Origin of the sequence: Pseudonocardia sp. Ae717_Ps2, from assembly GCF_001932475.1 — a bacterium.
In the GTDB taxonomy this organism is placed as follows: Bacteria; Actinomycetota; Actinomycetes; order Mycobacteriales; family Pseudonocardiaceae; genus Pseudonocardia.
Map to the genome: position 1 here is coordinate 1,858,589 of NZ_MCIS01000001.1, position 19,953 is coordinate 1,878,541.

Sequence of the window (19,953 nt, forward strand, 5' to 3'; positions counted from 1 at the left end):
GCCTCAGCCCTTCGATCGCAGGACGAGCAGGGAACGGGCGGGCAGGGTCAGCACCGAGCCCGCGGACACCGGGTCGAGGTCGGTCCCCGTGACGCCGGCGGCGTTCGGCGGGTGCACCTCGCCCGAGTGGGTGTCGACGACGATCTCCCACGCCTGCCCGAACTCGGTGGGCGGGAGCGTGGTGTCGATGTCCTCCCAGAAGGAGTTGAAGCACAGCAGGAACGAGTCGTCGACGATCCGCTGGCCGCGCTGGTCGACGTCGGCGATCTGGCTGCCGTTGAGGAACACGACCACCGAGCGGCCCAGGTCGTTGTCCCAGTCCTCCTCGGTCATCTCCCGCCCGGCGGGGGTGAACCAGCCGATGTCGGCGACGTCCTCGCTGGTGGAGGACCGGCCGATCGGGCGGCCGGCGAAGAACCGGCGCCGGCGGAACACCGGGTGGGCGTGCCGCAGCGCGGCGACGCCCGCGGTGAAGGTGGTCAGGTCGTCGTGCTTGCCCGCGAGCTCCCAGTCCTGCCAGGCGATCTCGTTGTCCTGGCAGTAGACGTTGTTGTTGCCGCCCTGGGTGCGTCCGGCCTCGTCGCCGTGCAGCAGCATCGGGGTGCCCTGGGACAGCAGCAGCGTCGCCAGGAAGTTGCGCTGCTGGCGGGCCCGCAGCTCGACGATGGTCTCGTCGTCGGTGGGACCCTCGACGCCGCAGTTCCAGGACCGGTTGTGGCTCTCGCCGTCGTTGCCGCCCTCGCCGTTGGCCTCGTTGTGCTTCTCGTTGTACGAGACGAGGTCGGCCAGGGTGAACCCGTCGTGCGCGGTCACGAAGTTGATCGAGGCGAACGGGCGGCGGCCGTCGGCCTGGTAGAGGTCCGAGCTGCCGGTGATCCGCGACGCGAACTCGCCCAGGGTGCCCGCCTCACCGCGCCAGAAGTCGCGCACTGTGTCGCGGTACTTGCCGTTCCACTCGGTCCACAGCGGCGGGAAGTTGCCGACCTGGTAGCCGCCGGGGCCGACGTCCCACGGCTCGGCGATCAGCTTGACCTGCGAGATCACCGGGTCCTGCTGGACGAGGTCGAAGAAGGTCGACAGCCGGTCGACGTCGTAGAACTCGCGGGCCAGGGTGGAGGCCAGGTCGAAGCGGAAGCCGTCGACGTGCATCTCGGTCACCCAGTACCGCAGCGAGTCCATGATCAGCTGCAGGGTGTGCGGGTTGCGGACGTTGAGGGAGTTCCCGGTGCCCGTGTAGTCCATGTAGTAGCGGGGGTCGTCGTCGACCAGCCGGTAGTAGGCGTGGTTGTCGATGCCGCGCATGGACAGCGTCGGGCCCATGTCCGAGCCCTCGGCGGTGTGGTTGTAGACCACGTCGAGGATGACCTCGATGCCGGCGTCGTGCAGGTCGCGCACCATCGCCTTGAACTCCGCGACCTGGGTGCCGGACCGGATCGAGCCCGACGAGTACGCGTGGTGCGGGGCCAGGAAGCCGATGGTGTTGTAGCCCCAGTAGTTCGACAGGCCCTTCTCGGTGAGGTGGTGGTCCTGCACGAACTCGTGCACCGGCATGAGCTCGACGGCGGTGATCCCGAGCCGCTTGTAGTGCTCGATCATCGCCGGGTGCGCCACGCCGGAGTAGGTGCCGCGCAGCTCCTCCTCGACGTCCGGGTGCTGGATCGTCAGTCCCTTGACGTGCGCCTCGTAGACGACGGTCTCGTTGTAGGGGATCTTCGGCGGGCGGTCCGAGCCCCAGTCGAAGTACGGGTTGACGACGACCGACTTCGGCACGTGCGGCGCGGAGTCGGTGTCGTTGCGCGAGTCCGGGTCGCCGAAGTTGTAGCCGAACACGGCCTCGTCCCAGTCGACCGGGCCGTCGAGGGCCTTGGCGTAGGGGTCGATGACCAGCTTGTTCGGGTTGCACCGCAGACCCTGGGCCGGGTCGTAGGGACCGTGCACGCGGTAGCCGTAGCGCTGGCCGGGCTCGATGCCGGGCAGGTAGCCGTGCCAGACGAAGCCGTCGACCTCGGTCAGCGGGACCCGGGTCTCGGCGAGTCCGCCGGGCGCGCCCGGGTCGGGGGAGAACAGGCACAGCTCCACGGCGTCGGCGACCTCGGAGAACAGTGCGAAGTTGGTGCCGGTGCCGTCGTAGCTGGCACCCAGCGGATAGGCGTGCCCGGGCCAGGCCTGCATGGTCTGTGTCCTCTCGTCGCGTACCCCCGGCCGCAGGCCGCTGGCACGCTCACACTGTGTAGGGCGGGCTCCGTTGCCGCATGGTGGACGGGGCCGCCGGCGGCCCACGCCACATCACCGTCACGTCCGCAGCTGCTGCGGACGGGGGCGGTCGATCGTCCCAGGGGCGGTCAGGAGTCGGCGAGCCGGGCGGGGAAGCCGCCGGTGGCGACAGGGCTCCACCGGGTCGGGGTGATGCGGATCAAAGCCTTCCCCTGGTCGGCCATGGCCCGGCGGTACTCGTCCCAGTCCGGGTGCTCGCCGGAGACGGCGCGGAAGTAGTCGGCCAGCGGCTCGAGCGCGTCGGGCAGCGTGATGAGCTCGGCGTCGCCCTCGACCTGCACCCAGGCGCCGTCGAACTCCTCGCTCAGCACGACGACCGCGGCCCTGCCGGCCCTCGCGACGTTGGCCGACTTGGCGCGCTCGGGATAGGTGGAGATCACGATGCGCCCCTCGTCGTCGACGCCGCCGGTGACCGGGGAGGCCTGCACGCCGCCGTCGGAACGGGTGGTCATCAGCACCATGTGGTGCCGGGGACGGACGAACTCGAGCAGCTCGTCCCGGTCGACGCGGTCACTGCGGGCGATGGTGCGGGGCATGCCCGGAATCCTAGGGCGGCCGGGGGCCCCGCGCCCGCCGTTCCTCACCCCGCGCCGCGGGCCACTAGGGTCCGGATCCGTGGCCACCGTCTTCACGAAGATCATCAGCGGCGAGATCCCGGGCCGGTTCGTCTGGGCCGACGAGCAGTGCGTGGGGTTCCTGTCGATCAACCCGCTCGGCCCGGGGCACACCCTCGTCGTGCCGCGCGCCGAGATCGACCAGTGGGTCGACGCCGACGCCGGCCTCGTCGCCCACCTCACCGGGGTGGCACGGACCGTCGGACTCGCGGTGCGGGAGATCTGGTCGCCGCCCCGGGTGGGTCTGCTGGTCGCCGGGTTCGAGGTGCCCCACCTGCACGTCCACGTGTTCCCGGCCTGGGACATGCGGGCCTTCGACTTCGCGAACGCGGCCGCCACCGTCGACGGCGCCGAGCAGGACGGGCACGCCGAGGCCCTGCGCGCGGCGCTGCGGGCCGCCGGACACGACGCGCACGTCCCGGGCTGAGCGGGTGCACCTGCTGCTCGTCCGGCACGCGCTGCCCGAGGCCGTCGAGCACGACGACGGCACGCACGCCGACCCGGGCCTCGCGCCGCAGGGCCTGGAGCAGGCCGCCCGGCTGGTCGACGCGCTGGCCGGCACCCCGGTCGACGCGCTGTACACCAGCACGATGCTCCGGGCGGTCCAGACCGCGGAGCCGCTCGCGCGCGAGCGCGGCCTCACCCCGCACACCCGGTCCGACCTGCGCGAGTACGACGCAGAACGCTCGCTCTACGTCCCGGTCGCCCGGATGGCGCAGGCCGACCCGGCGGCATGGGCGCGGATGCGGGCCGGGCACCTGCCCGACCACGTCGACGGCGCCGCGTTCCGGGCCCGGGTGCGTGCCGGGATCGAGGACGTCGTCGCGGCACACCCGGGCCGGGCGACGGTGGTCGTCGTCGCCCACGCGGGCGTGGTCAACGCCTACCTCGCCGAGGTGCTGGGCATCGGACGGGACCTGCCGTTCCCCCTGGACTACGTCGGCCTCTCACGGGTGGTGTGCGCACGCGACGGGATGCGCAAGGTCGCGACGGTGAATGAGACCGCCCACGTCGCGGACCTGCTCTGACCTCCACCGCCGACCGTTGCGCAACGGTCGTCGACCGCTTGCCGTCGACCGTTTGCCGTGGACGGAGGCGCACGTGATGGACGTGTGCCCCCGCTCGTACGCCGTTCGCCGCCGTCGTTACGCCGCCCGGCTTCGGACGGGTGATCCAGGACGCCGAGCGGGCGGGCTGTACCTACGCTCGGCTGCGTCTCCGCCCGACGACGATGCCGAGGTCGTGGGGCCCCGTCCAGGGCGGGTGCCGGATCCCGGCACGGGCCACCTACGGACTCCGAAGGGACCGCACGCCGATGGCCGAGCGCGGAGGCTCCGGGACGCGGGACGACGAACGTCGCGTCCCCACTCCCGCCGGTCCTCCCGTCGCGCGTGGCGCCTTCTCGGTCCGCGACGTCCGCGACGTCCGCGCGGACGTCCGCGCGCTGCGCCTGCTCGCCCTCGGCGCCGTCCGGATGCCCCGTCCGGATGCGCCGCCCGGCGGGTCCGGGGGCGGTCGCATGCCCCCGGCAGGTGTGGTTCCCGGTGGTCACCGGCCTCGGTCGCGCACGACGTCACCGGCGCCGCACGGTCCCGACGGCACGATCGCCCCAGTTCGTTCGGGCAGGCACCGGTGACCGCGATCCGGGGTGAGGACGCCGAACGGCCCCGCTGGCCCTCGCGCGGGCTGCCGGCCCGGGTACTCGCCGTGCTGGTGCTGGTGGAGCTCACCGCGGTGGTGCTCGTCGTGACCGACGTGGCGCGGCTGCCGTGGGACCGCGCCACCGGCATGCTGGCGCTGGGCGCCCTCGGTCTCGCCGCACTCGGCGCGCTGCACACCGAGATGGCGTCCGGCATCGACCGGGTGCGCCGGCGCGGAGCGCAGGTCACCTACTTCGACCTGTCGACGGTCTGGACCTTCGCGGCCGCGCTGCTGCTGCCGCCGGGGGTGGCGGGCCTGGTGGTCGTCGCGGTCTACGGCCACCTGTGGTGGCGGGTCTGGCGCCCGGCCGGGGCGAAGCTGTATCGGCACGTCTACACCACCGCGACCGTCGTGCTCGCCGCGATGGCCGCCTCGGTCCTCGTCTCGTCCGACTCGCTCACCGCGGCGGCGGGGCTCGGCGGTGCGAGCCAGGTGGTCGGCTACCTGTCGCTGCTGCTGGCCATGGCGGTCTACGGGCTGGTCAACCAGGTCCTCGTCGCGACCGCGCTGGCCCTGACCTCGCCGGATCGTCCCGACTGGCGACGCCTGATGGGGGACTGGGACGACCACGTGCTCGAGGGCGCGACGCTCTGCCTGGCGGTGCTGGCCGCGCTCGCGGTGCAGCGCCATGTGCTCCTTGCGCTGCTGGTCCTCCCGCCGCTGTTGGTGCTGCACCGGGCGGTGCTGATCCGGCAGCTGGAGGAGCGGGCGAACACCGACGCCAAGACCAACCTGCTCACCGCGGTCGCGTGGCGGGGCCGGGCGCACCGGGCGCTCACCCGGGCCCGGCGCCAGCGCGGTGCCGTCGCGGTGCTGATCCTCGACCTGGACCACTTCAAGGCCGTCAACGACGGCTACGGCCACCTCGCCGGCGACGAAGTGCTCACCGCTGTCGCCGCGACGCTGAAGGCCCAGGTCCGCGAGGTCGACCCGGTCGGGCGCTTCGGTGGGGAGGAGTTCGTCGTCCTCCTCGCCGGGCTGCCGGTGGGGCCGGAGGGGTGCGCGCTCGCCCACGGCGCGGCCGAGCGCATCCGGCGGACCATCCGGTCGCTGACGGTGCACGTCGACGGCCCGGGCGGCGGCATCACCATCCGCGACCTGTCGGTGTCGGTCGGGGTCGCGGTGACCGGCGGCGACGGCGAGTCCCTCGACGACCTGCTGCAGGTCGCCGACCACGCCCTCTACGCCGCCAAACGTGCCGGACGCGACCAGGTCCGGATCGGGCGCGACGGGAGCGTCCCCGGCTACTGAGCCCCGGCCACTGAGCGCCGGCGGCAGGGCCCCGGTGCCGCGGCGGCGGCAGGACGGGACGGGTCAGGCGTGCTCGGGCTCGGCCGGGAAGGTGTGCCGCCCGATCCGCACGGCGTCGCGCCCGGCGCGTTTGGCGGCGTAGAGGGCGGAGTCCGCGACCTCGAGCAGCCCGGTCAGGGCGTGGCCGTCGTCGGGGAACAGCGCCCCGCCGATCGAGACGGTGATCCCGGTCCGGGACGGAGGGCCGTCGGTCCCGGGGGCGTCCGGGGGCGGTGCGGGCAGCCGCTGGGCGGGGACCCCGTCCACCGGTGCCACCGGGTCGGACTCACCCGCGATCCGCCTGCGCAGGCGCTCGGCGATCTGCCGGACCTCCTCGCGCCCGTCGTGCCCGGACAGCCGGGGGAGCAGCACGACGAACTCCTCCCCGCCGAACCGGCCGACGAGGTCGTGGTCGCGCAGCTCCTCGCGCAGTACCCGGGCGGTGGCGGCGAGGACCTGGTCGCCGTAGAGGTGGCCGTGGGTGTCGTTGATCTCCTTGAAGTGGTCCAGATCGAGGATCAGCAGCGCCGCCGGCCGCCGTTCGCGTTCGGCGATGGCCAGCTCGTGGGTGCCGCGCAGGTGCCAGGCCGCGTGGTTGAGCAGCCCGGTCTTGGAGTCGGTGTCGGCGCGTTCGCGCAGCTTGCGGACCAGGATCGTGCGGTGCAGCGCGAGGATCGGCGGCACCGCGAGCAGCGCGACGAACGGGCCGCTCGCGGCCAGCGCCCCCGCCGTCAGCGCCCCCAGGCAGAGGGTCGCCAGCTCCAGGGTGAGCTCGTCGCCGCCGAACAGGATCCGCACCACCCGGGTGTCCGGGCTGGCCACCGCGACCACACCGAGCACCAGGCAGGTGTTGACGACGGTGTAGGTCAGCAGCGCGAGCAGCAGCGCGACGACGTCGGGCAGGCTGCCGTAGAGCTCACCGGGCCGGGTCGCGGCGAGCACCCCGGCCGCGGCGTGCACGGAGAGGATCACCGTCGCGGTGCTGTAGACCTCGCGGTAGACCGGCCTGCGGTCCGGGGGCGGCACCGGCCGCAGCACCCGGACGTAGAGGTGGGTGTAGACGACCACCACCACCACGAACGCGCCCAGGACCGGTGGCAGCAGCAGGGCCGAGGCGACCGTCCAGACCGAGGTCAGGTTCACGTGATGGGTCTCGGCGGTGTAGCGCCGGACGCGCTCGATGCCGGCCACGACCTCGGTGTGCAGGCTCCCGGCCACGGTCAGGGTGACGAGCAGCACCAGCGTCGGGCGGTCGAGCCGGGGCGGGTGCAGCAGCCCGGCGAGGACCAGGCAGACCGCCAGCAGCTCCACGGCGAGGACCGGGCCGAGCAGCCGACCCGGGATGGACCAGATCGGCCAGCGGGTGACCTGGTGCAACCGGACCGGTTCCGGGGCCATGCGTCCCTCCCTCGGCCGGCGTCGTACCACCCGATCCTGCCCGTCCGCTGCGGCGAACGGGATGCCGCCGCGCCGTGATCCTAGCCGCACCCGTCGCGTTCCGTGATCGATACGACGTCGTGATCGAGTCGTAGCTGCTCGGACGAGTGTCCTCGTCACGCTGGGTGTCACCGGCAGGGCCGGGTCGGTGATGGTCGACGTCGCAATGGTGCTCCCTGGTTTGTTCGTCGGCCGACCGCGGTCCACTCTTTCCGGCGACGGCGTCGAGAAATGGATGAGAGACCATGTCGGTGTGTCCGGCAATTGCTGTCCGTGACGGTGTGGCAGCACCACTACGTGCGGGATGTCGATCAGGAAAGGAGATCATCGTGCGCAACTGGGGTTGGTGAGGGCATCCGCCGCAATGGCCGCGGCCATTGTGTCGACCAACGGTGGTTCGAGTGTGAAAGGAGATCGACAATGCGTAACTGGGGTTGGTGAGAACAGCGCACGTACCGCGTCGCAGCACGGGACGCGGTGGGCACCGTCCGGGTGACGACGCCCACCGCGCCCGGCAGCGCCATCGAGTCCCCTCGGCCACCTGTCCGTAGAGTGGGACCCCGAGTCGATGCCGGTCCTCCCTGCGGTCTCTCCGCCGTGGAGGACTCCCGAACGGGGCCGGCGGCGAGGAGGCAGTACGTGACGACGAACCGGGGACTCTCGGCGATCCGACGCCCGGCCGATCTGCGAGGGCTCGGGCCCGAGGAGCTGGCCTCGCTCGCGGCCGAGATCCGGGGGTTCCTCATCAAGGCGGTGTCCCGCACCGGCGGTCACCTGGGGCCCAACCTAGGCGTGGTGGAGCTGAGCATCGCCCTGCACCGGGTCTTCGAGTCCCCGCAGGACACCCTGATCTGGGACACGGGCCACCAGGCGTACGTGCACAAGCTGCTGACCGGCCGTCAGGAGGGCTGGGACCGGCTGAAGAAGACCGGCGGGTTGTCGGGCTACCCGAGCCGCGCCGAGTCCGAGCACGACCACGTGGAGTCCAGCCACGCGTCGTCGTCGCTGTCCTGGGCCGACGGGATCGCCCGCGCGCACGCGCTGACCGGGGTCGACCGGCACGTCGTCGCGGTGATCGGCGACGGTGCGCTGACCGGCGGCATGGCCTGGGAGGCGCTCAACAACATCGCGGCCGGTGCGGACCGCAACGTCGTGATCGTCGTGAACGACAACGGCCGCTCCTACTCGCCGACCATCGGCGGGCTGGCGGACCGGCTCGCGTCGCTGCGGCTGCAGCCCGGCTACGAGCGCGTGCTCGAGGCCGGCAAGCGCACCGTCCGCGGCACCCCCGTCGTCGGGCCCGCGCTCTACGCGGGCCTGCACGCGTTCAAGGCCGGGGTGAAGGACGCCCTGTCCCCGCAGGAGCTGTTCTCCGACCTGGGGCTCAAGTACTTCGGCCCGGTCGACGGCCACGACATCGGCCAGCTCGAGTCCGCGCTGCGCCGGGCGAAGCGCTTCGGCGGGCCGGTCATCGTGCACACGGTCACCCGCAAGGGCAACGGCTACCCGCCCGCGGAGAACGACGAGGCCGAGCAGATGCACAGCCCGGCCGCGTTCGACCCGGAGACCGGTCTGCCCACCGGCACCCCGGTGACCGGCTGGACCGACGTGTTCGCCGAGGAGATGGTGGCGCTCGGGACACGGCGCACCGACGTCGTCGCGATCACCGCGGCGATGCTCGGCCCGACCGGTCTCGCCCCGTTCGCGGCCGCCCACCCGGACCGCATCGTCGACGTCGGGATCGCCGAGCAGCACGCGCTGACCACCGCCGCCGGGCTGGCGCGGGCCGGGCGGCACCCCGTCGTCGCGCTGTACTCGACGTTCCTCAACCGGGGCTTCGACCAGCTGCTGATGGACGTGGGCCTGCACCGCGAGCGCGTCACGCTGGTGCTGGACCGCTCCGGGGTCACCGGCAGCGACGGCCCGTCGCACAACGGGATGTGGGACCTGTCGCTGCTGGGCATCGTGCCCGGCATGCGGGTCGCCGCCCCGCGCGACGAGACGACCCTGCGCGAGGAGTTCCGGGAGGCCGTCGCGGTCACCGACGGCCCGACCGCGCTGCGCTACCCCAAGGGCTCGGTCATCGGCTCGGTCCCCGCGCTGCGCCGGCTCGACGGCGGGGCCGGGGTCGACGTGCTGCACGAGCCGTCCGACGGGCGCTCCCAGGTGCTGCTGGTCTGCGTCGGGCCGTTCGCCGAGTCCGGCGTCGCCGTCGCCCGGCGGCTCGCCGACCAGGGCGTCGACGTCACCGTCGTCGACCCGCGGTGGGTCCTGCCGGTCCCGCGTGAGCTGCTCACCCTGGCCGCCGACCACCAGCTCGTGGTCACCGTCTCCGACTGCGGCACGCACGGCGGGTTCGGGTCCGCGCTGTCGGACGCGTTGCGCGCCGCCGAGGTCGACGTGCGTCAGCGCGACCTCGCGCTGCCCCAGGAGTACCTGGAGCACGGCAGCCGCGACGACGTGCTCGCCACCTGCGGGCTGACCGAGCAGGACATGGCCCGCCGGATCACCGAGTGGGCGGCCGCGGCGGTTCCCTCGACCCCCGAGGGGGCCGTTCCCGGGCGGGAGCGCACCCGCTGATGCGCGTTATCGTCGTCGAGGACGAGCCGGCGATGGCCGACGCCGTCGTGCGCGGCCTTCGCCGGGACGGGATGGCCGTCGACGTCGCCTACGACGGCGACGAGGGTTCGGAGAAGCTGTCGGTGACCCGCTACGACGTCGCCGTCCTCGACCGGGACCTGCCCGGCCGCAGCGGCGACGACCTGTGCGACGAGCTCGTCGCCGCGGGCGGCCTGACCCGGGTGCTGATGCTGACCGCGTCGGGCACCCCGGCCGACAAGGTCGAGGGCCTGTCCCGCGGCGCCGACGACTACCTGGCCAAGCCGTTCGACTTCCCCGAGCTGGTCGCCCGGGTCCGGGCGCTCGGCCGTCGGGCGACCCCGGCGGTGCCGCCCACGCTGCGGGCCGGTGACGTCGTGCTGGACCCGGCCCGGCGCACCGTGCTGCGCTCCGGGCGCCCGGTCGAGCTGACCCGCAAAGAGTTCGGCGTGCTGGAGGTCCTGCTCGCCGCCGGTGGTGCCGTGGTGTCGTCGGAGGAGCTGCTCGAACGCGTTTGGGACGAGAACGCCGACCCGTTCACGACCACGGTGCGGGTCACCGTCATGACCCTGCGCAAGAAGCTCGGCGCGCCGGGTCTCATCGACACCGTCGTCGGTGCCGGGTACCGGGTGCCCGCCGACGGGACCCCCACGGCGTGACGCGGTGGGCGCCCTCCGGCCGCGGCTGACGCTGCTCGCGACGGCGCTCGTCGCCGCCGTCGCCGCGCTGCTGCTCCTGCTCGGCTGGATGCTGGTGGGCGCGGTCATCGCGGGCACCCCGGCGCTGCCCGGGACGGTGTTCGTGGGCGGGGTCGCGGTGCCCGCCGAGACGGCCCGCGACGCGGTCGCCGCCTCGGCGCGCGCCGAGGTGCTGCGGGCCGGGCTGATCGCGTTCCCCCTGGTCGTGGCGGCCGGTGCGGTCGCGTCCTGGGTGCTGGTCGGGCGGGTGCTGCACCCGCTGCGCCGGGTCGTCGAGACCACGTCACGGCTCTCGGCGAGCTCGCTCGACGAGCGGGTGGCACTCGCCGGGGCCCGCGGCGAGGTCGCCGAGCTGGCCGCCGCCGTCGACGCGATGCTCGACCGGCTGCAGGCCGCGTTCGACGCCCAGTCCCGGTTCGTCGCCAACGCCGGGCACGAGCTGCGCACCCCGCTGGCGGTGCTCCGCACCGAGATCGACGTGACGCTCCAGGACCCCGACGCCGACGCCGCGGAGCTGCGCCGGATGGCCGGGGTGGTCCGTGAGGCGGGCCGTCGCTGCGACGAGTTGGTCAGCGGGCTGCTGCTGCTCGCCCGTACCGAGGCCGGGGGAGCGTTGCAGGACTCGGACCGGGTGCCGGTGGACCTGGCCGCGCTCGTCGCCGCGGAGCTCGCGGCGGTGACCGGGGATGTCGCCGTCCGCGGACTGGTGGTGCGGACCGACCCGCGACCCGCGACGACCCGGGGCAACGAGCCGTTGCTGCGCCGGATGGTGGCGAACCTGCTGGAGAACGCGGTGCGGCACAACCGCGACGGCGGCTGGATCGAGGTCGGCTGCGGCACCCGAACGCCCGGGTCGGAGGTCGTGCTGCGGGTCGCGTCGTCGGGACCGGAGCTGGCCCCGGACAAGGTGGCCGAGCTGTTCGAGCCGTTCCGGCGGGGCCCGGTGGCCCGTACCGCCCACACCCGCGGATCCGGCCTGGGGCTGTCGATCGTGCGGTCGGTCGCGACCGCGCACGGCGGCACCGTGCACGCCGAGGCGGTCCCCGGCGGGGGACTGGCGGTGCACGTCGCGCTGCCCGACGACACGACGGTCCCCGTGCCCTCGGGCGGCGCCCCGGCGCTGGCCCGCTGACCGGCGAGCGGGCCCGGTCCGGGCTCAGCCGGCGCGGGTGGCCAGGGCCGGTTCGAGCACCGGGGTCAGGAGCTCGACCTGCCACGGGCGGGCACCGCCGGCGCGCAGGGCGGCCGGGAGGTCGCCGTCGGTGGGCGGGGTCCAGCAGACCCGGCGCAGCAGGTCGGGCTGCAGGAGGTTCTCCACCGGCACGTCGTGCTGCTCGGAGACCGTGCCCAGTGCCGCGCGGGCGGCGGCGAGCCGGGCGGCGGCGTCGGGGTCCCGGTCGGCCCAGCGCGACACCGGCGGGGGGCCGTCGGTGGTCGCGGCGCCACGCGGCAGCTCGGACTCGGGCAGCTCGGCGGCCCGGCGCAGCGCGTCGAACCAGTACCGGGCCAGCCTGCGCTGGGAGCGTCCGCGGAACACCGGCAGCTCGGCCAGTGCCTGCGGGGAGTCGGGGTTGCGCACCGCGGCGTCGACGATCGCGGCGTCGGGCAGGACCCGGCCGGGGGCGATGTCGCGCTCGGCCGCGAGCGCGTCGCGGGCCAGCCACAGCTCCCGGACCGCGGCGAGCGGCCGGGGGCGGCGGACCTTGTGGATGCCGGAGGTGCGCCGCCAGGGCTCCGCGCGCGGCGCGGGCGGCGGTGCGGTGCGGACCGCCGCGAACTCCTGGCGGGCCCACTCCAGCTTGCCCTGCTCGTCGAGCATCCGGGTCAGGACGTCCCGCAGGTCGATGAGGACCTCGACGTCCAGCGCGGCGTAGACCAGCCAGTCCTCGGGCAGCGGGCGACGCGACCAGTCGGCGGCGCCGTGCCCCTTCTCCAGGCCGAGGCCCAGCAGGTTCTCCACCATCGGGCCGAGCCCGACCCGGGGGAGCCCGGCGAGCCGGCCCGCGAGCTCGGTGTCGAACAGCGACGCCGGGCGCAGCTCCAGCTCGGCCAGGCACGGGAGGTCCTGCGAGGCCGCGTGGAGCACCCACTCCGGCCCGTCGAGGGCCTCGGCGAGCGGCCCCAGCTCGCCGCGCAGCGGGATCGGGTCCACCAGCGCGGACCCGGCCCCGGCACGCCGCAGCTGCACCAGGTAGGCGCGCTGGGAGTACCGGAAGCCGGAGGCACGCTCCGCGTCGACGGCGACCGGACCGCTGCCCCCGGCGATCGCCGCCGCCACGCGGGCGAGGTCGTCGGGGGTCTCGGTGACCGGGGGGAGGCCGTCGGCGGGACGGAGCAGCGGTACCGGATCGGGTGAACCGTCCGGAGTCGCCGAGACCGGCGGCCGGGTCGTGTCCGTACCGCCGGCGGCGCCGGTCCCGGGATTCAGCGAATGACCCCCGCGCGCATGGCGAGCGCGACCATCTGGGCGCGGTCGCCGGTGCCGAGCTTGCGGCCGATCCGGGAGAGGTGGCTCTTCACCGTGAGGGCGGAGAGGTTCAGGGCCTCACCGATCTCCTTGTTGGACTGGCCGTCCGCGACGAGCTGCAGCACCTCGACCTCGCGGGCCGAGAGCTCCCGCGGGGTGTTGTCGGTGCCCGGCACGCGGGACCCGGTGGCCAGCAGCGGGGCGACCGTCGGGTCGGCGTAGACGCCGCCGTCGAGCACCCGCTTGACACCGTCGGTCACGACCGACGGCGACGCCGACTTGAGCAGGTACGCCTGCGCGCCGGCCTGGAACGCCGAGCGGACCGCGTACGGGTCGTCGGAGGAGGCGAGCACGACCAGCCGGTTCCAGCCGAGCGAGCGGAGCTCGCTGACCAGGTCCAGCCCGCTGCCGTCCGGCAGCGTCAGATCGAGGATCGCGAGGTCGCAGGGGCCCGCCGCGTGGGCGCGTGCCCGCGCCTCGGTCACCGAGGCGGCCTCGTGCACGGTGCCCGCTCCCATGGAGCGCAGCCGCCCGGCGATCGCCTCCCGGAGCAGCGGGCGGTCGTCCACGACGAGAACCGTGAACAGCTCCTCCCGCGGCTGCGGGACGATCCCAGGTGAGAGCACTGCTCCACCGATCGGAGCGCCACCTGGGGTGGTGTTGCCGGAGCTCTGCGCCGGCACTTGCTGGCCAAGTACAGCCACGTCGTCAACCTTCCTGGAGTCGGTCGTACGCCCCCGACCAACACCGGAACCCGAGGGACGGAGAGTGGAGCTCGGCCGCCCGGGCGGGTGCCATGGCAGAGATGGTATCCCTCCATGCGGCCTAACGTCTGGTGTGCATTCGTCTTTCCGGCTCGGAAAGTTACATGCGTGTGGGCGCGGTCCCACCCCTCCGGGTGAAAGATGTCCGACACATGCCGCTGACCTGCGACGTTCAGCCGGGCGATCGGCTCAACGGCACTGCGCCGACCGGCGGCAGGCCCGCGGCGGTCGACACGAGGGACGCGAACGCGACGGCGTGTCGGAACAGATCGCCGTCGCTCTCCGTGGGGGACCAGGAGGCGCGCAGCTCGACGTCGTCCTCCCGCGGGGGCGCGTCGCCGGGGCCGCCACCGTCCGCGCTGAGCCCGCCGAAGCGGACCGACGAGGTCTGGGTGACGGTCCCGCCGAGGGCGGTGAAGCCCGCCCCGGCGTGGTCGAGCGCGTCGGTCAGCCAGGACCATCCGATGCGCGGCAGCATGTCGTCGCCGAGCTGGCCGGGCTCCAGCCGGGCCTGCACGAAGCAGACCAGCCGGAAGGTGCCCTCCCAGCGTTCCTGACCCTCGGGGTCGTGGAGCAGGATCAGCCGGCCGGAGGTGTCCGGCTCGTCGAGGTCGTCGGTCCCGTCGCCGCGGTGCCCGATGTCGGCCTCGACGCTGGTCGCCCAGCTGTACGGCGCGAGCCGGGGCGGGGCCTCGAGCGGCCGCACCACGAGCTCGGGGCGCGGTCGGACCGACGCGAGCGAGCGGACCGCGCTGCGGAACGCTGCTGGTGGTGGTGAGTTCGGGTCCGGCACGGCGTCGGACTCTAGGGTGCGATACCGGTCGTACCTGGCAGGCGCGCCGGGGCGCCCGAGTACCGGCCCCGTCCGCGTGGGATCATCCGGGGGTCATGACTGCAGGCATCGTCTCCGCGCCCCCCGCCCGCCGCGACCTCGCGGGCGCTCCGTTCCTCGATGCAGTGCGCGGCGCGACGCCGTCGCGGCTGCCGGTCTGGTTCATGCGTCAGGCGGGTCGCTCGCTGCCGGAGTACCGGGCCCTGCGCCGGGACAACGAGATGCTCGAGGCGTGCCTCACCCCGGATCTGACCTGCGAGATCACCCTGCAGCCGGTCCGCCGTCACGACATGGACGCGGCCATCCTGTTCTCCGACATCGTGGTGCCGCTGCACCTGGCGGGCATCGGGATCGACATCGTTCCGGGCACCGGCCCCGTCGTGGACTCGCCGGTCCGCACCGCCGCCGACGTCGCGGCCCTGCCCGAGCTGGCGCCGGAGCAGGTGACGCGCGTCACCGAGGCGATCGGTCTGCTGCTGCCCGAGCTGGGCCGGGTCCCGCTGATCGGGTTCGCGGGCGCCCCGTTCACCCTCGCCTCCTACCTCATCGAGGGCGGCCCGAGCCGCAACCACGAGCGGACCAAGTCCCTCATGCGCTCCGCCCCCGAGGTCTGGCACTCCCTGCTCGGCAAGCTCGCCGTGCTCACCGGCACGTTCCTGCAGCAGCAGGTCGCCGCCGGGGTGGACGCGGTCCAGCTCTTCGACTCCTGGGCGGGCGCGCTCTCCGAGCGCGACTACCGCGAGTTCGTGCTGCCGCACTCCGCCGCCGTGCTCGGTGCGCTCGCCGGGGCCGGGGTGCCGCGGATCCACTTCGGGGTCGGCACCGCGGAGCTCCTGGGCGCGATGACCGAGGCCGGCGCCGACGTGATCGGCGTCGACTGGCGGACCCCGCTCGACGTCGCGGCTCGCCGTGCCGGGGGAGCGGTGCCCGTGCAGGGCAACCTCGACCCGGCCGTGCTGTTCGCCGGCCAGGACGCCGTCGACGCCGAGGTCGTGCGGATCGCGGCCGAGGGCGCCCGCACCCGCGGGCACGTGTTCAACCTCGGCCACGGTGTGCTGCCGGCGACCGACCCGGACGTGATCACCCGGACCGTCGAGACGGTGCACGCCCAGCCCGTGTCCGGGCCGACGGGCGAGCGTCCGGCGCGATGACCCGCGTCGCCGTCGTCGGCGGCGGTGTCTCCGGGCTGGCGTGCGCGCACCGGCTGCGGACGCTGCTCGGCCCGTCGGCCGAGATCGTCGTGCTGGAGCAGCGTGACCGGCTCGGCGGGGTGCTCCGCACCGTGGACCTCGCGGGCGCGCCGTTCGACGTCGGCGCCGAGGCCTTCCTCGCCCGCCGCCCCGAGGTCCCCGCACTGCTCGCCGAGATCGGGCTGGCGGGCGCGCTCACCCACCCCACCGCGGCGACGGCGACGATCCGCGCCGGGGGCCGCACCGTCGGCCTGCCCCGCGGCACCCTGATGGGCGTACCCGGCCGGGACGCCGACCTCGGGGGAGTGCTGTCCGACGCCGGACGGGCCGCGGTCGCCGCCGAGCCGTCCACGCCGCTGGAGTGGGAGCCCGGCATCGACGTCGCGCTCGGGGCGCTGCTGCGCCGTCGGTTCGGCCCGGAGGTCGTCGACCGGATCGCCGACCCGCTGCTGGGCGGTGTCTACGCCGGCCGGGTCGACCGGCTCGGCCTGCGCGCCACGGTCCCGGCGCTCGCCGCCGCGCTCGACGCGGGGGCCGGCTCGCTCACCGAGGCGGCCAGTACCGGGATGGCCGCGTCCGGCCAGCGCAGCGGCACCCTCGCCGCCGGGACGCCGGCCGCTGGGGGCTCCGGGGCCGACCCCGCCGCGGTGCCACAGCCGGTGGCCGCCGGACCGGTCTTCGGTGCCGTGCGCGGGGGCTACCGCGAGATGACCGCCGCACTCGTCGCCGCGTCGGCGGCCCGGGTGCGGACCGGTGTCACCGTGCGGGAGCTGCAGCGCCGCCCCGGCGGCTGGCGGCTGGCTCTCGGCCCGGTCCCGCAGCCCGAGGCACTCGACGTCGACGCCGTCGTCCTCGCCGTCCCCGCGCCCGCCGCCCGCCGGCTGCTGGAGCCGGTCGTACCGGCCGCGGCCGCGGCGGCCGGGCGGATCGAGCTGGCCTCCTCCGCGGTCGTCGCGCTCGCCTACCGGGCGGCCGACGTCGCCGGACTGCCCGGCACCTCCGGCTGTCTGGTCGCCGCGGACGAGCCGCTGTCGGTCAAGGGCGTCACCCACGCGTCGACGAAGTGGGCCCACCTCGGTGCGGACGGTCTGGTCCGGATCCGGGCCTCGATCGGCCGGTTCGGGGAGGAGGCGAGCCTGCAGGTCGACGACGCCGAGCTCGTCGACCGCGTCCGCGCCGACCTGGCCGTCCTCGACGGCGTCGACGCCGTCCCGGTCGCGTCGTTCGTGCAGCGCTGGGGCGGCGGTCTGCCGCAGTACGGGGTCGGCCACGGCGCGGTCGTCGACGCGCTGGAGTCGGCCGTCGCCGCCGTCGGGGGCCTGGAGGTCGCCGGGTCGATGCTGCACGGGGTCGGTGTCCCCGCCTGTGTGGCGACCGCGCGGTCCGCCGCCGAGCGGGTCGCCGCGGCCCTGCCCCCCGCACCGACCGGTCGCTGAGGGCACCCTCACCGGCCGCGTACCATGCCCGACATGGCCCGCGTGGACGTCAAAGCGATCAACGACACCATCCGCTACACCATGTGGTCGGTCTTCCGGGTCGAGCCCGGCCGCCTCGGCGACGACCGTGCCCCCGCCGCCCGCGAGGCCACCGAGTACCTCGACGCGCTCGCGAACAAGGACGTCGCCGTCCGCGGCGTGTACGACCTCGCCGGTGTGCGGCACGACGCCGACTACATGATCTGGTGGCACGCCTCGGAGATCGAGTCGCTGCAGGCCGCCTACTCCGACCTGCGCCGCACCACCGCGCTCGGCCGGGCCAGCGTGCCGGTCTGGAGCCAGACCGCGCTGCACCGCCCGGCGGAGTTCAACAAGAGCCACGTCCCGGCGTTCATGGCCGGCGAGGACCCGAAGCGCTACGTCTGCGTCTACCCGTTCGTCCGGTCCTACGAGTGGTACCTGCTGCCCGACGCCGAGCGCCGGAAGATGCTGGCCGACCACGGCATGGAGGCCCGCGACTACCCGGACGTGCGCGCCAACACCGTCCCGGCCTTCGCCCTCGGCGACTACGAGTGGATCCTCGCCTTCGAGGCCGACGAGCTGTACCGCATCGTCGACCTCATGCGGCACCTGCGCGGCACCGAGGCCCGCCGCCACGTGCGCGAGGAGATCCCGTTCTACACCGGCCCGCGGGTCGAGGTCGGCGACCTCGTCGCGTCCCTGCCGTGAGCCGGGTGCGGGGCCGTCGCGCGACGGCCCCGCACCGGTGTCAGCCCTCGGTGGGCTCCAGGGTCAGCGACACGGAATTGATGCAGTAGCGCAGGTCGGTCGGGGTGCCGTAGCCCTCGCCCTCGAACACGTGGCCGAGGTGGCCGTGGCAGTTCGCGCACAGCACCTCGGTGCGCGTCATGCCCAGGCTGGAGTCGACCCGCTCGATGACGGCGTCGCCCGCGAGCGGGGTGAAGAACGACGGCCACCCGCAGTGCGACGCGAACTTCGAGTCGCTGCGGAACAGCTCCGCCCCGCAGGCCCGGCAGCGGTAGACGCCGGTGGTGGTCGTGTCGGTGTACTCACCGGTGAACGGGCGCTCGGTCCCGGCCTTGCGGAGCACCTGGTACTCGGCCGGGCTCAGCTGGGCCCGCCACTCCTCGTCGGACTTCTGCACCTTCGGGGCCGGGAGCTCGGACCCGGAGGCGGTGGTGTTGCGGCTGAACAGACCCATGCATCCACGGTAACCCGTTGATCGGTCGTGCGCCGCCGGTCGTCGGACCCGGGTAGCTCGTCAGACCCAGGTGGCGACCACGAACCCGGCCGCGTTCGCGATGACCCACGCCGCGACGAGCAGCAGCAGCACCGTCACCGCGACCGCGGCGGCCCGCCGGGGGCCCCGCAGCCGGTTCGCCGACTCCGCGAAGTCCCCGACACCGCGGATGTAGCCCTCCACCGAGCACGACGGCAGCCGCTGCATGCGGTCCAGGTGCGCGGCGAACTCCCGCGCCTCCGGGTCCTCCGGGTCGAGGCCCAGCAGGTCGTCGTCGAACCGGGGGGACCGGTCGGAACTCATGGGCACACGATAGTCACCGGGGGTAGGTTCGCCGGGTGGCGAGCCGTGAGGTCGTGATGCTGCAGGTCGACGGGCCGGACGGGCCGCGTGAGGTCCGCCTGACCAGCCCGGACAAGGTGGTGTTCGGCGAGCTCGGGATCACCAAGCGCGAGGTGGTCGAGTACTACGTCGCGGTGGGGGAGCCGATGGCGTCCGCGCTGCGCGACCGCCCCACCAACCTGAAGCGGTTCAACTCCGGAGTGGACGGCGAGCCGTTCTTCGTCAAACGCGTCCCGAAGGGCGCCCCGGACTGGGTGCGGACCTGCACGGTGACCTTCCCCAGCGGCCGCACCGCCGAGTCGGTGTCGATCACCGAGCCGGCGACGATCGCCTGGGCGGCCAACCTCAACACCCTCGACTTCCACCCGTGGCCGGTCCGCTGCGCCGACACCGACCACCCCGACGAGCTGCGCATCGACCTCGACCCGCAGCCGGGCACCGACTTCGGCGACGCCGTCGTCGTCGCGCAGACGCTGCGCGAGGTCCTCACCGAGGCCGGACTGACCGGGTGGGCCAAGACCTCCGGTGGGCGGGGCGTGCACGTCGCCTGCCCGATCCGGCCCGAGTGGGACTTCGTGCAGGTCCGGCACGCCGTCATCGCGATCGCCCGGCGCGTCTGTCGGGGGATCCCGGAGCTGGCCACGGTGGACTGGTGGAAGGAGGAACGCGGCGAGCGGGTGTTCCTCGACTACAACCAGGCGGCCCGTGACCGCACCATCGCCTCGGCCTGGTCGGTGCGCGGCCTGCCCGCCGCGACCGTCTCCATGCCGGTCACCTGGGACGACCTCGGCGAGGTCGACCCCGCGGCGTTCACCCTGCGCACCGTGCCCGGTCTGCTGGAACGCCACGGGGACCCGCACGCCGGGATGGCCGACGAGCGGGGGAGCTGCGCGAGGGCGCTGGAGTGGTACGCCGAGGACGAGGCCGAGCGCGGCCTGGGGGACTTGCCCTACCCGCCGGAGTACCCGAAGATGCCCGGCGAGCCGCTGCGGGTGCAGCCCAGCCGGGCACGCAAGCAGTAGCCCACCGCGGCCACGCCGACGACCGTC

The 19,953-nt window shown here is 74.2% G+C and carries 18 protein-coding genes; 10 read left to right on the plus strand and 8 right to left on the minus strand.

Annotated features, from left to right (window positions below; all coding sequences use genetic code 11):
* Window positions 1-3: 3 nt before the first annotated feature.
* Entirely contained in the window at window positions 4-2,172 is a 2,169-nt protein-coding gene (gene glgX, locus Ae717Ps2_RS08905) for a glycogen debranching protein GlgX (RefSeq protein ID WP_020624021.1), read from the minus strand.
* Window positions 2,173-2,342: 170 nt separating this feature from the next.
* Window positions 2,343-2,810 carry a PPOX class F420-dependent oxidoreductase gene (locus Ae717Ps2_RS08910; RefSeq protein WP_075305676.1) on the minus strand — a complete coding sequence of 156 codons (468 nt, stop codon included), beginning with the start codon at window positions 2,808-2,810 and terminating at the stop codon, window positions 2,343-2,345.
* Between the two features lie 79 nt (window positions 2,811-2,889).
* On the opposite strand from Ae717Ps2_RS08910, the gene Ae717Ps2_RS08915 reads away from it, so the two are divergent.
* The 3 genes from Ae717Ps2_RS08915 (at window position 2,890) to Ae717Ps2_RS08925 (ending at window position 5,840) form a co-directional block, all read left to right on the plus strand.
* Window positions 2,890-3,315 carry an HIT family protein gene (locus tag Ae717Ps2_RS08915; protein ID WP_075305677.1) on the plus strand — a complete coding sequence of 142 codons (426 nt, stop codon included), beginning with the start codon at window positions 2,890-2,892 and terminating at the stop codon, window positions 3,313-3,315.
* Between the two features lie 4 nt (window positions 3,316-3,319).
* Window positions 3,320-3,916: a histidine phosphatase family protein gene (locus tag Ae717Ps2_RS08920; protein ID WP_020624024.1), complete on the plus strand. Its 597-nt coding sequence runs from the start codon at window positions 3,320-3,322 to the stop codon at window positions 3,914-3,916.
* A gap of 604 nt (window positions 3,917-4,520) precedes the next feature.
* Window positions 4,521-5,840: a GGDEF domain-containing protein gene (locus Ae717Ps2_RS08925; protein WP_083702305.1), complete on the plus strand. Its 1,320-nt coding sequence runs from the start codon at window positions 4,521-4,523 to the stop codon at window positions 5,838-5,840.
* 63 nt (window positions 5,841-5,903) lie between these two features.
* On the opposite strand, the gene Ae717Ps2_RS08930 is transcribed toward Ae717Ps2_RS08925, so the two are convergent.
* Window positions 5,904-7,277 carry a diguanylate cyclase gene (locus tag Ae717Ps2_RS08930; RefSeq protein WP_075333217.1) on the minus strand — a complete coding sequence of 458 codons (1,374 nt, stop codon included), beginning with the start codon at window positions 7,275-7,277 and terminating at the stop codon, window positions 5,904-5,906.
* A gap of 678 nt (window positions 7,278-7,955) precedes the next feature.
* Here Ae717Ps2_RS08930 and dxs point away from each other — a divergent pair.
* Genes dxs through Ae717Ps2_RS08945 form a run of 3 tightly spaced genes read left to right on the plus strand, consistent with a single transcriptional unit; the run spans window position 7,956 to window position 11,744 of the window.
* Entirely contained in the window at window positions 7,956-9,896 is a 1,941-nt protein-coding gene (gene dxs, locus Ae717Ps2_RS08935; protein ID WP_020624028.1) for a 1-deoxy-D-xylulose-5-phosphate synthase, read from the plus strand.
* Window positions 9,896-10,573: a response regulator transcription factor gene (locus tag Ae717Ps2_RS08940; RefSeq protein ID WP_043278510.1), complete on the plus strand. Its 678-nt coding sequence runs from the start codon at window positions 9,896-9,898 to the stop codon at window positions 10,571-10,573. Before dxs ends, Ae717Ps2_RS08940 begins: the two co-directional genes overlap by 1 nt.
* Window positions 10,574-10,577: 4 nt before the next feature.
* Complete coding sequence (locus tag Ae717Ps2_RS08945; protein WP_233147499.1) at window positions 10,578-11,744, plus strand: cell wall metabolism sensor histidine kinase WalK; 1,167 nt, start codon at window positions 10,578-10,580, stop codon at window positions 11,742-11,744.
* Window positions 11,745-11,768: 24 nt separating this feature from the next.
* Here Ae717Ps2_RS08945 and Ae717Ps2_RS08950 read toward each other — a convergent pair whose 3' ends face one another.
* The 3 genes from Ae717Ps2_RS08950 to Ae717Ps2_RS08960 all read right to left on the minus strand — a co-directional run bounded on the left by Ae717Ps2_RS08950 (window position 11,769) and on the right by Ae717Ps2_RS08960 (window position 14,636).
* On the minus strand, window positions 11,769-12,950 hold the full coding sequence (locus Ae717Ps2_RS08950; RefSeq protein WP_233147744.1) for a ribonuclease D: 1,182 nt from the start codon (window positions 12,948-12,950) through the stop codon (window positions 11,769-11,771).
* Window positions 12,951-13,036: 86 nt separating this feature from the next.
* Complete coding sequence (locus Ae717Ps2_RS08955; RefSeq protein ID WP_029239699.1) at window positions 13,037-13,597, minus strand: response regulator transcription factor; 561 nt, start codon at window positions 13,595-13,597, stop codon at window positions 13,037-13,039.
* 418 nt (window positions 13,598-14,015) lie between these two features.
* The gene (locus tag Ae717Ps2_RS08960; protein ID WP_075333220.1) at window positions 14,016-14,636 is read right to left on the minus strand and encodes a DUF3000 domain-containing protein; all 621 of its coding nucleotides are present in this window, start codon (window positions 14,634-14,636) and stop codon (window positions 14,016-14,018) included.
* A gap of 95 nt (window positions 14,637-14,731) precedes the next feature.
* Between Ae717Ps2_RS08960 and hemE the strand changes: the two genes are divergently transcribed.
* Genes hemE through hemQ form a run of 3 tightly spaced genes read left to right on the plus strand, consistent with a single transcriptional unit; the run spans window position 14,732 to window position 18,030 of the window.
* Complete coding sequence (hemE, locus tag Ae717Ps2_RS08965; RefSeq protein ID WP_075305682.1) at window positions 14,732-15,826, plus strand: uroporphyrinogen decarboxylase; 1,095 nt, start codon at window positions 14,732-14,734, stop codon at window positions 15,824-15,826.
* Window positions 15,823-17,301: a protoporphyrinogen oxidase gene (gene hemG, locus Ae717Ps2_RS08970; protein WP_075333221.1), complete on the plus strand. Its 1,479-nt coding sequence runs from the start codon at window positions 15,823-15,825 to the stop codon at window positions 17,299-17,301. Before hemE ends, hemG begins: the two co-directional genes overlap by 4 nt.
* A gap of 33 nt (window positions 17,302-17,334) precedes the next feature.
* Window positions 17,335-18,030 (plus strand): hydrogen peroxide-dependent heme synthase, encoded by a 696-nt coding sequence (gene hemQ / locus Ae717Ps2_RS08975; protein WP_043280124.1) that lies wholly within the window; start codon window positions 17,335-17,337, stop codon window positions 18,028-18,030.
* A 40-nt stretch (window positions 18,031-18,070) separates the two neighbouring features.
* Here the strand turns inward: hemQ and msrB are convergent, their stop codons facing one another.
* Together msrB and Ae717Ps2_RS08985 are read right to left on the minus strand one after the other, a co-directional pair.
* A complete protein-coding gene (gene msrB, locus Ae717Ps2_RS08980) occupies window positions 18,071-18,523 on the minus strand; it encodes a peptide-methionine (R)-S-oxide reductase MsrB (protein WP_020625557.1) in 453 nt (150 codons plus the stop codon).
* Between the two features lie 60 nt (window positions 18,524-18,583).
* Window positions 18,584-18,865 (minus strand): hypothetical protein, encoded by a 282-nt coding sequence (locus Ae717Ps2_RS08985; protein ID WP_075305684.1) that lies wholly within the window; start codon window positions 18,863-18,865, stop codon window positions 18,584-18,586.
* Between the two features lie 35 nt (window positions 18,866-18,900).
* Between Ae717Ps2_RS08985 and ligD the strand changes: the two genes are divergently transcribed.
* Complete coding sequence (gene ligD / locus Ae717Ps2_RS08990) at window positions 18,901-19,926, plus strand: non-homologous end-joining DNA ligase (RefSeq protein ID WP_369804831.1); 1,026 nt, start codon at window positions 18,901-18,903, stop codon at window positions 19,924-19,926.
* Window positions 19,927-19,953: the final 27 nt, after the last annotated feature.

Excerpts from the sequence above, each read along its gene's own strand:
- glgX (WP_020624021.1), bottom strand. The coding sequence starts at position 2,172 with ATGCAGGCCTGGCCCGGGCACGCCTATCCGCTGGGTGCCAGCTACGAC.
- Ae717Ps2_RS08910 (WP_075305676.1), bottom strand. The coding sequence starts at position 2,810 with ATGCCCCGCACCATCGCCCGCAGTGACCGCGTCGACCGGGACGAGCTG.
- Ae717Ps2_RS08930 (WP_075333217.1), bottom strand. The coding sequence starts at position 7,277 with ATGGCCCCGGAACCGGTCCGGTTGCACCAGGTCACCCGCTGGCCGATC.
- Ae717Ps2_RS08940 (WP_043278510.1), top strand. The coding sequence starts at position 9,896 with ATGCGCGTTATCGTCGTCGAGGACGAGCCGGCGATGGCCGACGCCGTC.
- Ae717Ps2_RS08955 (WP_029239699.1), bottom strand. The coding sequence starts at position 13,597 with ATGGGAGCGGGCACCGTGCACGAGGCCGCCTCGGTGACCGAGGCGCGG.
- hemE (WP_075305682.1), top strand. The coding sequence starts at position 14,732 with ATGACTGCAGGCATCGTCTCCGCGCCCCCCGCCCGCCGCGACCTCGCG.
- hemG (WP_075333221.1), top strand. The coding sequence starts at position 15,823 with ATGACCCGCGTCGCCGTCGTCGGCGGCGGTGTCTCCGGGCTGGCGTGC.
- hemQ (WP_043280124.1), top strand. The coding sequence starts at position 17,335 with ATGGCCCGCGTGGACGTCAAAGCGATCAACGACACCATCCGCTACACC.
- msrB (WP_020625557.1), bottom strand. The coding sequence starts at position 18,523 with ATGGGTCTGTTCAGCCGCAACACCACCGCCTCCGGGTCCGAGCTCCCG.
- Ae717Ps2_RS08985 (WP_075305684.1), bottom strand. The coding sequence starts at position 18,865 with ATGAGTTCCGACCGGTCCCCCCGGTTCGACGACGACCTGCTGGGCCTC.